At 36.8% G+C, this 14,423-nt stretch carries 9 protein-coding genes and 1 pseudogene; 5 read left to right on the forward strand and 5 right to left on the reverse strand.

Annotation, left to right across the window (positions count from 1 at the left end):
* Positions 1-634: 634 nt before the first annotated feature.
* The 4 genes and pseudogenes from BM361_RS10080 (at position 635) to acs (ending at position 7,860) form a co-directional block, all read left to right on the forward strand.
* Positions 635-3,805, forward strand: a pseudogene (locus BM361_RS10080) (TonB-dependent receptor).
* Between the two features lie 139 nt (positions 3,806-3,944).
* On the forward strand, positions 3,945-4,415 hold the full coding sequence (locus BM361_RS10085) for a DUF6495 family protein (RefSeq protein WP_038262854.1): 471 nt from the start codon (positions 3,945-3,947) through the stop codon (positions 4,413-4,415).
* 47 nt (positions 4,416-4,462) lie between these two features.
* On the forward strand, positions 4,463-5,830 hold the full coding sequence (gene hisS, locus BM361_RS10090) for a histidine--tRNA ligase (RefSeq protein WP_074978600.1): 1,368 nt from the start codon (positions 4,463-4,465) through the stop codon (positions 5,828-5,830).
* Between the two features lie 116 nt (positions 5,831-5,946).
* Entirely contained in the window at positions 5,947-7,860 is a 1,914-nt protein-coding gene (acs, locus tag BM361_RS10095; RefSeq protein ID WP_074978601.1) for an acetate--CoA ligase, read from the forward strand.
* 225 nt (positions 7,861-8,085) lie between these two features.
* On the opposite strand, the gene BM361_RS10100 is transcribed toward acs, so the two are convergent.
* The 5 genes from BM361_RS10100 to BM361_RS10120 all read right to left on the reverse strand — a co-directional run bounded on the left by BM361_RS10100 (position 8,086) and on the right by BM361_RS10120 (position 13,209).
* A complete protein-coding gene (locus BM361_RS10100) occupies positions 8,086-8,619 on the reverse strand; it encodes a YybH family protein (RefSeq protein WP_175496572.1) in 534 nt (177 codons plus the stop codon).
* Between the two features lie 188 nt (positions 8,620-8,807).
* The gene (locus tag BM361_RS10105; RefSeq protein WP_074978605.1) at positions 8,808-9,476 is read right to left on the reverse strand and encodes a 3'-5' exonuclease; all 669 of its coding nucleotides are present in this window, start codon (positions 9,474-9,476) and stop codon (positions 8,808-8,810) included.
* On the reverse strand, positions 9,473-11,389 hold the full coding sequence (locus tag BM361_RS10110; protein ID WP_074978606.1) for a DUF294 nucleotidyltransferase-like domain-containing protein: 1,917 nt from the start codon (positions 11,387-11,389) through the stop codon (positions 9,473-9,475). The genes BM361_RS10105 and BM361_RS10110 overlap by 4 nt, the downstream gene beginning before the upstream one ends.
* 180 nt (positions 11,390-11,569) lie before the next feature.
* Positions 11,570-12,121: an NUDIX hydrolase gene (locus BM361_RS10115; protein WP_074978608.1), complete on the reverse strand. Its 552-nt coding sequence runs from the start codon at positions 12,119-12,121 to the stop codon at positions 11,570-11,572.
* Entirely contained in the window at positions 12,121-13,209 is a 1,089-nt protein-coding gene (locus BM361_RS10120; RefSeq protein WP_074978610.1) for a M42 family metallopeptidase, read from the reverse strand. Before BM361_RS10120 ends, BM361_RS10115 begins: the two co-directional genes overlap by 1 nt.
* 98 nt (positions 13,210-13,307) lie before the next feature.
* Between BM361_RS10120 and BM361_RS10125 the strand changes: the two genes are divergently transcribed.
* Positions 13,308-13,973, forward strand: a complete 666-nt coding sequence (locus BM361_RS10125; protein WP_074978611.1) for a DUF4294 domain-containing protein — start codon at positions 13,308-13,310, stop codon at positions 13,971-13,973.
* The last annotated feature ends 450 nt before the right edge of the window (positions 13,974-14,423 follow it).

A 14,423-nucleotide genomic window follows, 5' to 3' on the forward strand; every position in this document is an offset into this window, starting at 1 on the left:
TCCCTCACTCCGGATCAGCGCAGCTAACCCGTTTGAATTTATTTGATTTCTTAATTAAATACCGTTTTGCAAACATCTTGTTTCGGACGGGATAAAAATAAAAAAGACGGATTATGTCCAATTTTTGTGTTTATGTAAAGATTGTACTTAATCCGTAATGGAAGCGTGGATCAAACATAGAATAAAAGATTCCGCAACAAGTGCGGAATGACAAATTGAATAGATTCCGTAAAGAGTTTTGAATGCCCCGTTTTGGTTTTACCTCCCTAGTCTAATAGATTCTGCAACAAATGTGGGTGATCTTGTCTTTAAAAATATAGTAATTGTAGGGTATTCTCCTTGGTAGGAAATTTATGGATAAAAGTGTCTAGGCCCGATGCAAAGGTATAGATACGGCATAGATACGGCATGGATAAGGCATGGTTAAAGTGTATATAAATGATAATAGCCATATCGTAAACCTGAAGTCAGGGTAGGAGCTTGATACTTTTTGATAATCAGCACGGTATATCTGATTGCATGGCATTCAGAAAGCGATTCGTTAAGGGTATGTTAATAAAAAGTTTTATATTAGTTAGGTGTTTATCATAGATTTACATACTTAAAAACAATAAACTAACTACAAATTAATCAAATGAAAAGAATCCTACTCTTTTGCCTGTTGTTCATTTCAACACTGGCAGTATTCTCACAGGTTACGACTTCCAATATTAAGGGATTGATTACCGATCCGGACGGACAACCTTTGCCCGGAGCAAGTGTCGTTGCTATCCATAGTCCTACAGGAACTAAATATGGTACGGCAACAAACTTTGATGGTCGTTTTAATTTATTAAACTTGAGGGTTGGCGGACCCTATGTGATTACCATAACCTATGTTGGTTTTCAGGATCACAAACTCACTGATGTATATCTCGAACTCGGTAAGTCTGAAACTTTAGACATTTCCCTTCAGGAGACCAGTGAGCAGCTTGGAGAGGTGGTAGTTACCGGAGATGCAACCGGTACCTTTGGTAAAGACCGGACCGGTGCGGAAACTAGTGTAGGAAGGAGAGAACTCACCCGTCTTCCAACAATCTCCCGTTCCGCTCAGGATTTTACCAGGTTGGAACCAACCGCAAGTGGAGGATCTTTTGCAGGTAGAAATGATTAATACAATAATTTCTCGTTAGACGGTGCCATATTTACAAATCCTTTTGGATTAGATGCCGCCACTCCTGGTGGGCAAACAGATGCGCAACCGATCTCTTTAGATGCTATTGAACAAATACAAGTAGCGGTCGCTCCATATGACGTTACACAATCCGGATTTACAGGAGCTTCTGTAAATGCCGTTACCAAAAGTGGTACGAACGAATTTAAAGGAACTGCTTATGGATACTTTAGAACTGAAGATCTAACCGGAGGTAAAATAAAGGGAGATAAAGTGTTTAAACCAGATTTGAAACAGAATCAATATGGTTTTAGCATTGGAGGACCGATTATTCAAGATAAGCTTTTCTTTTTTGCAAATTTTGAAAGGGATGAGCGATCTGATTTAGGTTCTTCGTTTGTTCCAAACCGAGGAACAGGTGCTATTAATGAATCAAGAGTTACTGTTGAAGATCTAATAGCCGTTTCCGACGCTTTGTCCAGCTTAGGGTATGACACAGGAGCTTATGAAGGCTTCACTTTTGGTTCCGAATCCACTAAGGGTATTTTTAAATTAGATTGGAATATCAACGACAAGAACAGATTAGCTTTTATATATAACTTTTTGGATGCCTCCAAAGAAAAACCGGCACACCCAACTGCCTTAGGATTTAGAGGTCCAAGTGCATCAACCCTTCAATTTGAAAATTCAGGCTATGAAATCAATAACAGAATTCAATCTTTTCAATTGGAATTGAATTCTACCTTATCAGATCAGGCAGTAAATAAACTGCAAATGGGATATACGCATTTCGATGACTTTAGAAACCCATTTTCTGAACCTGCTCCTGTAATAACCATTCAGGATGGTGCCGGATCTAATTATATTATTGCCGGTCATGAACCTTTTTCGATTCATAACCGTTTAGATCAAAAAGTTTTTCAGGTAACTAACAACATGAACTTTTTCGTCGGAGAGCATACTTTTACGGTTGGAGTTTCTTTCGAAAAGTTTGAGTTTGATAATTCCTTTAACCTGGCTGCTTATGACAACTTTGGGACGTTTCCATATTATGGAACCTTCAATATCCCTGGTTTTGGTGGACCATATCCATCCCTTCAAACCTTCCTGGATGATGCCAATGACCCTAATGGTGTATTGGTGCAAAACCTGCAATTTGCTAAAGACAGGTATGCAGCTTTAAATGCTTCCGGAGTTGGTAACGACGGTGGATGGAAATTATCTGAGACTAACGTAGGTCAGTTGGCTTTTTATATTCAGGATGAATGGAATGTTAAGGACAATTTTAAGGTTACTTTCGGAATTAGAGCCGATAAACCACTATATTTTGATACTTCAGAAAAAATACAGGAATATATCGACACCGATAATGGAGCAACTGTAGACCCGAATACTATATATTACGACCCTGATACCGGAGAGGAAGTTTTGTTGAACTCGACTAAAATGCCATCAAATGCATGGTTGCTTTCACCGAGAGTTGGTTTCAATTGGGATGTGATGGATGATAATACCACCCAGGTAAGGGGAGGAACAGGGGTTTTTACCGGACGTTTCCCTTTTGTGTGGATTGGTAATCAGGTAAGTGGAGCAGATCAGGGCTTTTTCCAAATTACCGACCCTGATTATGAATGGCCTCAAGTATGGAGAACCAGTTTAGGGGTTGACCATAGATTGGAAAATGGTCTTACATTAACGCTGGATGCTTCCTATACTAAAGATATTAACGGGGCTCATGTGCAGAATTGGGGGTTAAAGGATCCTACCGGGCAGTTGGTAGGTGTGGATAACCGAGAAATCTATACCTCGAATGATATAGGTGCTAATAATGCTTATGTGTTTACCAATTCTGATAAAGGAAGGATTTGGAATGCGTCAATAAAAGCTCAAAAGAATTGGGACAATGGCTTATATACAAGTCTTGCTTATAACTATTTAAATGCTAAAGATGTAAATTCAATTGAAGCTGAAATTACAGGTGATGCCTTTGTGGCAAACCCCGTAGTTGGCAATGCCAATAATGATGTGCTTGGATTTTCTAAGTATGGAGATAGACACAGAATTATAGGGGTTTTATCGAAGCAATTTAAATATGGTAATGATAAATGGGCTACCACCATTTCTTCCTTCTTCGAATATGCCCAGGGAGGACGGTTTAACTATACCTATGGAGGTGATATTAATGGAGATGGTTCTAACTTTAACGATTTGATCTACATACCAACAGCAGCGGAGGTCGGACAAATGAACTTTTCGGGTGCCGGACAGGCAGAGGCTTTTGAGAATTACATTCGTCAAGATGATTATTTGAGTGATAATCGTGGATCGTATGCAGAGCGTTATGGCGCTTTAGCCCCTTGGAGAGGAAGATGGGATATTAAGATTCTTCAGGATTACAATTTTAAGGTTAGTGAAGATAAAACAAACACCATACAATTAAGTTTCGATATATTAAATGTTGGAAATTTAATCAGTTCAGATTGGGGCTTAATTCAGCAACCTACCAACATACAACCATTGGGCGTTACCGTGGATGCGAATAATGTACCTACGTACACCTTTAATCCTGATTTAACAGATACCTTTGTATATGATTCCAGTTTGGCTTCCAGATGGCAAGCTCAGTTTGGTATTCGATACATTTTTAATTAAGTATTTTCGATTTAATTTTAAAAGGCTGTACTATCTGTACGGCCTTTTTACTTGGTTCCTATTATTTTAATATTGACTTTGCTTTAATAATCGAACTCTGGTCTTTATTTTTGCGCCATTAAATGAAGTTTTAAGCCGAATGAAGTATTCTAGACTTACGAAAGAACAGTTTGAAGAATTACACCAGGAATTTATTAATTTTCTGGCAACACAGTCCATTACAGCTGATGAATGGGAAAGCATTAAAAAAGAAAAACCGGAAACAGCCGAACAAGAATTGGATGTGTTCAGTGATTTAATCTGGGAGGGGGTTCTATCCAAGGTGGAGTATTTGGAAAATGTTTCACCAACGCAAATGTTTCTTTTCCATTTAACTGATAAAGAAATGAAATTGATAGCTGTAAGAGTTTTGAATAAAGCTATTGATTTAACTTCTGGTGAAGGGTTTCAATGGTTTAAAGAAAACTTTTTAGGCGATGAGGTGGAGATGATGACAGCTTCAAAAATGTATTCGGAAGAAAAGAATGTGGATAAATTTGAATTGATAAAAGAGGGAGCGGTAATTACAAAAGGAGATTTGTATAATTACCTCGAGAAGATACTTCCATAGTTTTATCAATCAATCCAAAACATATTAAATTAAGAAATTAAAGCATAATGGCACAGAAACCAGGCATACCTAAAGGAACCAGAGATTTTTCACCTGCTGAAGTATCAAAACGTAATTATATAATTAATGCCATCAAAAGGCATTTTCAAACTTTCGGGTTTCAACCGATTGAAACACCTAGTTTTGAAAACCTGGATACCTTAATGGGTAAGTATGGGGAGGAAGGAGATCGTCTAATTTTTAAAATCCTGAACTCAGGAGACTACCTGTCAAAAGTTCGTGATGATCTTTATCAAACCAAAGATGCAAATAAGATTGCCTTGAAAATTACAGAAAAGGCATTACGTTATGATCTTACTGTTCCATTTGCACGGTATGTGGTGATGCACCAAAATGATATTACCTTCCCTTTTAAAAGGTATCAGGTGCAGCCGGTTTGGAGAGCGGACAGGCCTCAAAAGGGTAGATTCCGTGAGTTTTATCAATGTGATGCTGATGTGGTAGGATCAAAGTCATTATGGCAGGAGGTAGAGTTTGTACAACTTTATGATGCAGTTTTTTCAAGCCTTAATTTAGATGGTGTAACCATTAAAATGAATAATCGAAAGGTTTTGTCAGGTATTGCTGAGGTGATTGGTGCTAAAGAAAAATTAATTGATTTTACCGTTGCACTGGATAAACTTGATAAAATTGGAGAAGAAGGTGTGAAAAATGAAATGCTTCAAAAGGGTATCGCCGAGGAAGCTATACAAAAAGTTCAGCCTTTGTTTGGTTTTACAGGAAGCAATAAAGAAAAATTACAACAACTAAAGGAATTACTAAGTAGTTCTGAAGAAGGTACCAAAGGGGTAGAAGAGCTTTCATTTATTATTGAAGCTATCGAATCACTGGGATTAAAGTCTGCATCTCTGGATATAGATGTTACCCTGGCAAGAGGCCTTAACTACTATACAGGAGCCATTTTTGAAGTAGCACCACCGGAAGGAGTACAAATGGGATCTATTGGCGGCGGTGGCCGTTACGATGATCTTACAGGCATATTCGGATTAAAAGATGTAAGCGGAGTAGGGATATCATTTGGATTGGATCGCATTTATTTGGTATTAGAAGAATTAAACCTTTTCCCGGAAACTGTTTCAAAACAATTGGATGTATTATTCATTAATTTTGGAGAAAAGGAGGCATTGCAGGCTATGAGAGCTATTAAGGTTTTGAGATCAAAAGGCGTTAATGCCGAACTCTATCCTGACGCAGCCAAAATGAATAAACAAATGAAATATGCAAATAAGCGTGATATTCCTAAAGTAATCATGATAGGCGAACAGGAATTAAATGAACAAACCTTTGTGTTGAAAGATATGAAGGAAGGTTCACAAGAAACGCATTCATTCGACCATATTGAAAACCTCTTTTAACAAAAAGCCACTAAAATGTGGCTTTTTCTAATTTTAACCCTTTGTTTGCTATGATAGTTTAGTCATTTTTATAAATTTATGCGACTTAAATTGAAAATATAATAATAGCGCATAAAATGAGTAACTATCACATTAAAAGTTTTGATGAGTACTACCATGTTTACAGAAAGTCTGTAAGAGAACCGGAGAACTTCTGGGAAGAGGTAGCCGAAGAACATTTTCTTTGGCGTAAGAAATGGGATAAAGTCCTGAGTTGGGATTTTAATAAGCCCGAAATTAAATGGTTCGAAAATGCAAAACTCAACATTACTGAAAATTGCATCGATAGACATTTACATATTAGAGGAGACAAAACGGCAATTTTGTGGGAACCTAATGATCCTAAGGAAGCGGCGCAACATATTACTTACAAGCAATTACATCAACGCGTTTCTAAATTTGCTAATGTTTTAAAGGAGCAGGGAATTGAAAAGGGTGATCGTGTTTGTATTTATTTACCGATGATTCCTGAATTGGCTGTAGCCGTTCTTGCATGTGCAAGAATTGGAGCCATTCACTCAGTGGTGTTTGCAGGATTTTCTTCTACGGCTTTAGCAACTAGAATAAATGATTCTACCTGTAAAATGGTTATTACTTCTGATGGTAGTTATCGCGGTAGTAAAACTATCGATCTTAAAGGAATTGTAGATGCTGCTTTAGAAGAATGTCCGAGTATAGAAACCGTACTGGTTGCTAAGCGTATTAATTCTGATATAGAAATGAAGGAGGGAAGAGATCAATGGCTACAACCACTTTTGGATGCTGCCAGTGATGATTGTCCTTCTGAAATTATGGATGCCGAAGATCCTTTGTTTATTTTATATACATCAGGATCGACAGGAAGACCCAAAGGAATGATGCATACAACTGGCGGGTATATGGTGTATACAGCATATACTTTTAAAAATGTTTTCCAATACAGAGAAGACGATGTGTATTGGTGTACAGCAGATATCGGATGGATTACAGGACATAGTTATATTATCTATGGTCCCCTTGCAAACGGAGCTACCACAGTAATGTTTGAGGGAGTTCCTTCATACCCGGATTCCGGCAGGTTTTGGGAAATCGTTCAAAAACATAAGGTAAACCAATTTTACACGGCACCTACAGCAATCAGAGCCCTGGCAAAAGAAGATCAGGAACTTGTTGAAAAGTATGATTTGTCTTCATTAAAAGTATTAGGATCGGTAGGGGAGCCTATTAACGAAGAAGCCTGGCACTGGTATGATAACCATGTAGGTAAAAAGAAATGTCCAATTGTTGACACATGGTGGCAAACAGAAACAGGGGGTATTATGATATCACCAATTCCTTATGTTACCCCTACTAAACCAACATATGCTACTTTACCGCTGCCGGGAATCCAGCCTGCATTAATGGATGAAAATGGAGAAGAGGTAAAAGGAAACCAGGTAGATGGTAGACTTTGTATCAAATTTCCTTGGCCGGGAATGGCTCGAAGTGTTTGGGGAGATCATCAACGATTTAAGGACACCTATTTCAGTGCATTTGAAAATAAATATTTTACCGGAGATGGCGCTTTGCGTGATGAGGTAGGGTACTATAGAATCACCGGAAGGGTAGATGATGTTATTATAGTATCAGGACATAATCTGGGTACGGCTCCTATAGAGGATGCCATTAACGAACACCCTGCAGTTGCAGAATCAGCTATTGTTGGTTTCCCGCATGATGTGAAAGGAAATGCTTTGTATGGTTATGTAATGCTGAAGGATGTAGGTGAAAGCCGTGACAGAGATAATTTACGTAAAGAAATTAATCAGCAAATCTCGGATAAGATCGGACCAATTGCCAAATTGGATAAAATTCAGTTCGTTACAGGACTGCCAAAAACACGTAGTGGTAAGATCATGAGAAGAATTCTGCGTAAGATTGCTTCAAAAGATACTGCTAACCTGGGAGATACATCAACCTTGCTAAACCCTGATGTGGTGGAAAGCATTATGGAAGAAGCTATTGTTTCTTGAAATAGTAAAAATTCCCAAGGTTAATAACTGAAAAAACCTGATACGTTCTATCTTGAAATGTATCAGGTTTTTAATTTGACAAGTTTAATACAGGAATTCAAACCCCATGGTTTAAACGATTTTCCTTTTTTTTCTTAATACCATCAATCCTCTTAAGGATCATATTTCAGGTTTTCAAAACCTCAGTGGAGATAGTACCACATTGAAGTTGTCTTGAGTTATAATTTAGTATTCCGGCGATAGGGCATCCCATTCCTCTGGAGTTGCATCACTAATTTGATGTTCCATGATCATTTTCCATTGATTATCTAATTTTACCAATAGCATATCCAAATGACCATAATAGTTCGAGATTACCTCGCCGGCCTTATTGTATGATTGATAATGGAATATTCCTGTTTCATGAGCGGTGGTTTCATCTCCGACCCTTTGTGAAAACCTAAATTCCACTTGCGCCTTAACTTTGCCACTTTTAGTATCTTCAAAACCCGACTTCCATTTATTTAAGGCTTGTATGACTGGAACACTCTTTTTGTCTTCACCGGCAGTAAAAACAACAACGGCATCTTGATGGTATAAGTTGGAATATCCCTCAAAATCTCCTTTTTTTACCGTTTTGCTTAAAATATCATAGAATTGATTCAGTTCTTGTGTTCTTTTCTGAATTGAGTTATCTATGGTTTCATTTTGAGCGTTTAATAGACAAGGTGCAGATAGCACGATTAGAAATGTAATTGTTGTTAAGAATAAGTTTTTCATAATCATGTAATTTTAGTAAATGGTGGTATGGTACATTCTCTTTTTTATTTATAAGATGACTATTATCCTTTATAGATCGTATTAATTTCTCAGCGTAAACATTAATCATTTGTATAAAAATAATGCTTCTTGGTGTAAACTTCTAAATTTTTAACTGATCAATACCGATAACTGTCAACTTGAAGCTATCATTTAATTCTGAATAGATCTTTAGGAGTGAGTTTTCCGTTTTTATTTAGTTTGGCGACGATACGAATAAAGGCCATTGCTGTAATATAGGCATCACCAGCAGCAGTATGACGATCTTGAAGCTCAATATTGTAATTTTCAGCAATCTCGTCAAGGCTATAGTTTTTTTCCTGATCAATGAGATTTGAAGTTATTCTTGTGGCTCTGTACAAAATCATGGTGTCCAAAACCTTGTTCTTAAGTTTGGGCAATGCCATTCTTTTTAAAATCTGATTAAGCATTCCGATATCGAATCCAGCATGATGGGCTACCAAAACAGAATTTTCAATATATTTTAAAAATCGTTTTAAGGCCTCATCTTCATCCAGCATATTTACCTTCTCATTTTTGATAATACCATGTATAGCTACAGTTTGAGGATTGAATCGATCCTGTTTGATGTAGAGTTCAAAGCTTTCAGAGAGGTCAATAGTATTATTTATAAGTGATACGGCGCCTATACATAATACCCGATCTTCTTTAAAATCAAAACCCGTAGTTTCGGTATCTAAAACAACAAATCGAGTTTCTTTAAGTGTTTGGGGTGGCTTTTCTTTGAAAAGTGCCTCGTATGTCCGCCAGTAATCAGGCAGTTCCTCTCTATTTCTTTTTGTAAACCAATTGATCATAGAAAGTGACTTAAATTAAATCTGAATTTAATTAATTCCTGAATTTGAGTAATGATTTTAAAGCAACGCTTTAATTTCATTTTCTCTTCCTTTGTGAGTGCTGCAAGCTCTATGTATCGTCCGCTATCATGATGCATTAATCCATGTTTGGTTCTGAATTTTAAAAGGGACTTGGCAACATAAGAGCAGGATAAGTACAGGTCTTTATTCTCAGGCTCCAATTGAGCTAACTTTTCAAAACGTTCAGCAGTATTATTGATGTTCTTTACCCGATGCTGAAGTATGAGCAGTCTACCTGCATCGGTAATGGGCATAAGTGCTCTTTTCTTCAGATCAAAGAAGTCTTTGTATTCACCATCTTTTTCAACTAACAACTGTCTGAAGAACCCCATGGGTGAAGGATTTCTTAATGCGCTGACACCTAACATTGATAAAAACCGTTGATTATCTCTTGTAATGTCGAAAATATGGTCGGCCAGACTTGTGGTTAAAGATGAATCTCCATATGAGATATCGTAATCGAAAAATATGGAGCAAAGCAGAATTTCATCATCACCGGCAGTGGTTGTCCATCTTGTAAACTGATCTTTCCATTCAGAAATGCTTAACGTCCACTTGGGGTTACGGGCCATCATTTCAGCATTGCAATATTCGTATCCAATAATATTTAAACGTTTATTCACCTTTGTAGCCAACAATAAAAAGTAGGCTCTTACTTCTTCCAGTTTATATTCAGGGACATCTTCAAAAATTATTGCATTGTCCTGATCAGTATGTAGTAACTGTTCTTTCCTTCCCTGACTTCCAAGGGAGATCCATGCAAACTTAACAGGGGGTTCACCGATCTTACTTATAGCACGATCAATAACTCTTTTAATAGTTGCATCATTGAGTTCGAATATGATCTTAGTAATATGAGTAAGGGGAATATTTTGTGCGATATAACCTTTTAGTAATACGCGTATTTTTTTATGGATGTTCTTTAGCTTTTTGGTACTGCTCGCCTTTTGTATAGCCTTCATGAGCACTGAAGGATTATTACCTTGCATCAGAACAATGTCGTGATCAGATACGATTCCTACCACCTTTGAATTTGCTGTACCGTCTTTCGTAATACACAAATGACTGACATTGTGTTTCATCATGCTAATTTGTGCCTGGGCTATGGTGGTATGTTTAGGGTAACACAATACAGGAGAAGACATTATTCTTGAAACTTCATTTTCTATGGGAACAATTCCAGTAGCTACCAGGTTTCGAAAATCTTTGTCCGTCACAATTCCAAGGGGGGAGCCATTCTCTTTAATGACAACTGAGCTCACCTTTTTATCAAACATTAATTGAGCTACATCTTTTATTGGAGATGATGGTTTAGCGGATATAACTTTCTTAACATACTTCACCGGTTGTAAATCGAAAATCTCCGGATCATTTTTTAGAAGTATTTCATCATCTGAATAAAGCTTATTCGTATATTCTTTGGAAAATGGATTTTTAGTATTGGAGGCAAAGCTTTCTAATAAATAATTACCAATGTTTAAATTTTGAGTGGCTATCGGTTTGAAAATGTCGATAGGAATACCATATACAATAGATTCCTCTTCAGTTATAGCTGTAATTGCATAATTCTCATTGGCAAAAAGTGGACGAAGACCAAAAATATCACCTTCATCACAATGATCAACGGTTTTAACCTTTTCTTTTTCTTCCCGCTTTAATTCAACAGCCCCTTTATGAACCACATAAAACTGATCATGTCCGGTATCTTCTTGTTTATAGACCACATTATCCTTCTCCAAATAGATAATACGAACTTGTCTTGAAATTTCTAATAGCTGCTCTTTGTTGAGCAAATTAAATGGTGGATAACGTTTCAAAAAGTCAGCGACTCTTTCAGCAATGGTGTTTTTCATGTATTTAAAAATTTCTGCCCAACGGAAAACGGTGCAAAAAATTCATATGCACTTGTTGCCGTTGCGCTCTCACATAAATATTGTTAATCATATATTGAGATAATTCTGATTAAGAAAATCCATGTTGGTTTTAAGGCACTAAAGTACTTAAAAAGCAATTGCTTGAAAAGCATGTTTTTGTTACATTTTTATAGCTTGGTGCAAACGCTTAAAAACTAACTCATAATATGCCTCGTCCAATACGACGTAGTAGTTGGTAGCATTGTTTTTGCTGATCTCAGTGGTATATTCTTCCAAAGGTATTAGTTTGACAGCGTCGACTTCTGATGATTGCAGAGTCAGGGTGTCTATTGGAACTTTTAATTTAGCTATGTATATATGGTGAAATTCTGCATCTATAATAGTACCGTGGGTACTGATATGTTTATGTGTCCCGATTTTAAGGAGTTCCGATTCATTGAGCTTTAATCCTAATTCTTCTTCAACCTCCCTGATCGCAGAAGTAAGGATTGATTCGCCCGCCGAAATATGACCAGCAACCGATACATCCCATAATCCTGGAAATGTATTTTTGGTAGCAACGCGCTTCTGGATTAAAACCTCTCCAATGGTAGTATAAAGCCAAACATGAATAGTAGGATGAAAAAGGCCCAATTGATGGGCCTCAGATTTTAATAGTGATTTACCAGTGTAATTCCCTTTATCATCTAATATGTCTACATATTCGTCCATTATTCAAAATAGCTGAAACTTTTATTTGGATCTATTTTTAAAAGCGATTCATATATAAGACGTATTACATTTTCAACATCTTCCTTATGTACCATTTCTACAGTAGTGTGCATGTAACGTAAAGGTAAAGAAATTAAAGCAGAAGCTACACCGCCATTGCTATATGCGAACGCATCAGTATCTGTTCCTGTAAATCTCGAAGCAGCCATTCGTTGAAAAGGTATTTTCTTTTCTTCAGCTGTTTCAATAATGAGTTCCCGAAGTTTGTTTTGTACAGCAGGGGCATATGACACTACCGGACCTTTTCCTATTTCCGCTAACCCTTGTTTCTTTTTGTTGATCATTGGAGTTGTGGTATCATGAGTAACATCCGTTACGATAGCCACATTCGGTTTGATTGTCTGAGTGATCATTTCAGCACCACGTAATCCTATTTCTTCCTGAACGGAATTGGTAATATATAATCCAAAAGGAAGTTCAACTTTATTTTCATGAAGTAATCGTGCTACTTCGGCGATCATAAAACCACCGGCTCTGTTATCAATCGCCCGGCATACAAACTTATTTTCATTCAGCACAAAGAATTCATCAGGGTAGGTGATAACACAACCAACATGCACTCCCATCTTTTCAACCTCTTCTTTATCCTTGGCTCCGATATCGATGAAGATATTATCTAATTTTGGTGTTTCTTCTTTTTCATTATTACGTGTATGAATAGCTGGCCAACCAAACACACCTTTTACAATACCATTCTTTGTATGGATATTAACAACTTTTGATGGTGCTATTTGATGATCACTACCTCCATTTCTTATTACATATATAAGTCCATTATCCGTAATATAGTTTACGTACCAGGATATCTCGTCTGAGTGTCCTTCTATAACTACTTTAAATGGTGCATCGGGGTTAATAACTCCAACCGCTGTACCATAGGTGTCAGTTATAAAAGTATCCACATAAGGTTTTAGATATTCCATCCAAATTTTTTGACCCTCCCATTCGTATCCGGTAGGGGCAGCATTGTTTAGATATTTCTCTAAGAAGTTGATTGATTTCTTGTTGATGATTTTCTTTTTCGCCATAAGTCAAAAATTTAGTTAGCGAAATTAGCAATATTCACATACATTTAATAGTTAAGGCTAGGTATTTTATTATTTTTGAATGATTTTAATTTGCAATGATGAAGAGAGTCATTTTCTATATGTTGATGTTTTCTGTATTTATGGTGTACGCTCAGGTGGAGAAACCAATAGATACAGCCAAAACCTTATACTTTATAGATGGTGACACAATACCGGTTTCTGAGATTGCGCTCGAGCCTGTTTATGTTTTCCAACCTTTAAGGTTTAAAGACAGAAAGGAGAGGGTGCAATACTATATATTAAAAAGGAAAACAATTAAGGTATATCCGTATGCAAAATTAGCAGCTGAACGCCTTGTGTCTTTAAATGAACGTTTGGATCAGATCGAATCTAAGCGCAAGCGCAAAAAGTATACTAAGATGTTACAACAGTATATGGAAGAGGAGTTCACGGAAGAGTTAAAAAAGCTTACGAGGACCGAAGGACAGATTTTAGTTAAATTAATACATCGTCAAACTGGAATTACCACTTTTGATCTGGTCAAGGATCTTCGAAGTGGGTGGAGAGCTTTTTGGTATAATACCACGGCAAGCATGTTTGATATATCTTTAAAGGAGGAGTATCATCCGGAATCTAATCACGAAGATTATTTAATAGAAGATATATTACAAAGGGCTTTCGCTGTAAATAGGATACCCAGGCAGCCTTCAGTATTGGATTTTGATTATGCCACATTAACTAACAAATGGACCAATAGACAATAGTAAAAAATAGTTGTGTAACTAAAATACTTTTGCTAACTTAGCTTTCCTCAAAAAATTTACCGGTGTAATATTATGTTTATCAATCGTTTAGATTTAAGCGATTGTTTTTATTGAAAAAACTTTGGTTTTGAGTTTGGAGAATTGAAATAAAAGGCTCTATATTTGCACCCGCTTTGAGAGAGAGGTAATGTAGTAAGAGAAGCGAAGTTCATAGACATAGTGCGGGATATAGAAGATTAGGGAGACAAAAATTTTCAAAAAAAATTGAAAAAAATGTTTGCCGGAAACAAAAAGAGTTTTTACATTTGCAGCCGCTTTGCGAGACACGAAATACCGAGTTTTAAAGGGCGCAAGTTCATAGAGAAATTGGCGATGTAGAGAGGAATGAGAGGCCTGAAAAATTTTTCAAAAATAAATGAAAAAAAGTTTGGTCGGAATGAAAAAGAGTTT

The sequence above is a fragment of the Zhouia amylolytica genome (assembly GCF_900116365.1).
Taxonomy (GTDB): Bacteria; Bacteroidota; Bacteroidia; order Flavobacteriales; family Flavobacteriaceae; genus Zhouia; species Zhouia amylolytica.

Coding starts and splice junctions, on each gene's coding strand:
- BM361_RS10085 (WP_038262854.1), top strand. CDS start 3,945: ATGAAGTATTCTAGACTTACGAAAGAACAGTTTGAAGAATTACACCAG.
- hisS (WP_074978600.1), top strand. CDS start 4,463: ATGGCACAGAAACCAGGCATACCTAAAGGAACCAGAGATTTTTCACCT.
- acs (WP_074978601.1), top strand. CDS start 5,947: ATGAGTAACTATCACATTAAAAGTTTTGATGAGTACTACCATGTTTAC.
- BM361_RS10100 (WP_175496572.1), bottom strand. CDS start 8,619: ATGAAAAACTTATTCTTAACAACAATTACATTTCTAATCGTGCTATCT.
- BM361_RS10105 (WP_074978605.1), bottom strand. CDS start 9,476: ATGATCAATTGGTTTACAAAAAGAAATAGAGAGGAACTGCCTGATTAC.
- BM361_RS10110 (WP_074978606.1), bottom strand. CDS start 11,389: ATGAAAAACACCATTGCTGAAAGAGTCGCTGACTTTTTGAAACGTTAT.
- BM361_RS10115 (WP_074978608.1), bottom strand. CDS start 12,121: ATGGACGAATATGTAGACATATTAGATGATAAAGGGAATTACACTGGT.
- BM361_RS10120 (WP_074978610.1), bottom strand. CDS start 13,209: ATGGCGAAAAAGAAAATCATCAACAAGAAATCAATCAACTTCTTAGAG.
- BM361_RS10125 (WP_074978611.1), top strand. CDS start 13,308: ATGAAGAGAGTCATTTTCTATATGTTGATGTTTTCTGTATTTATGGTG.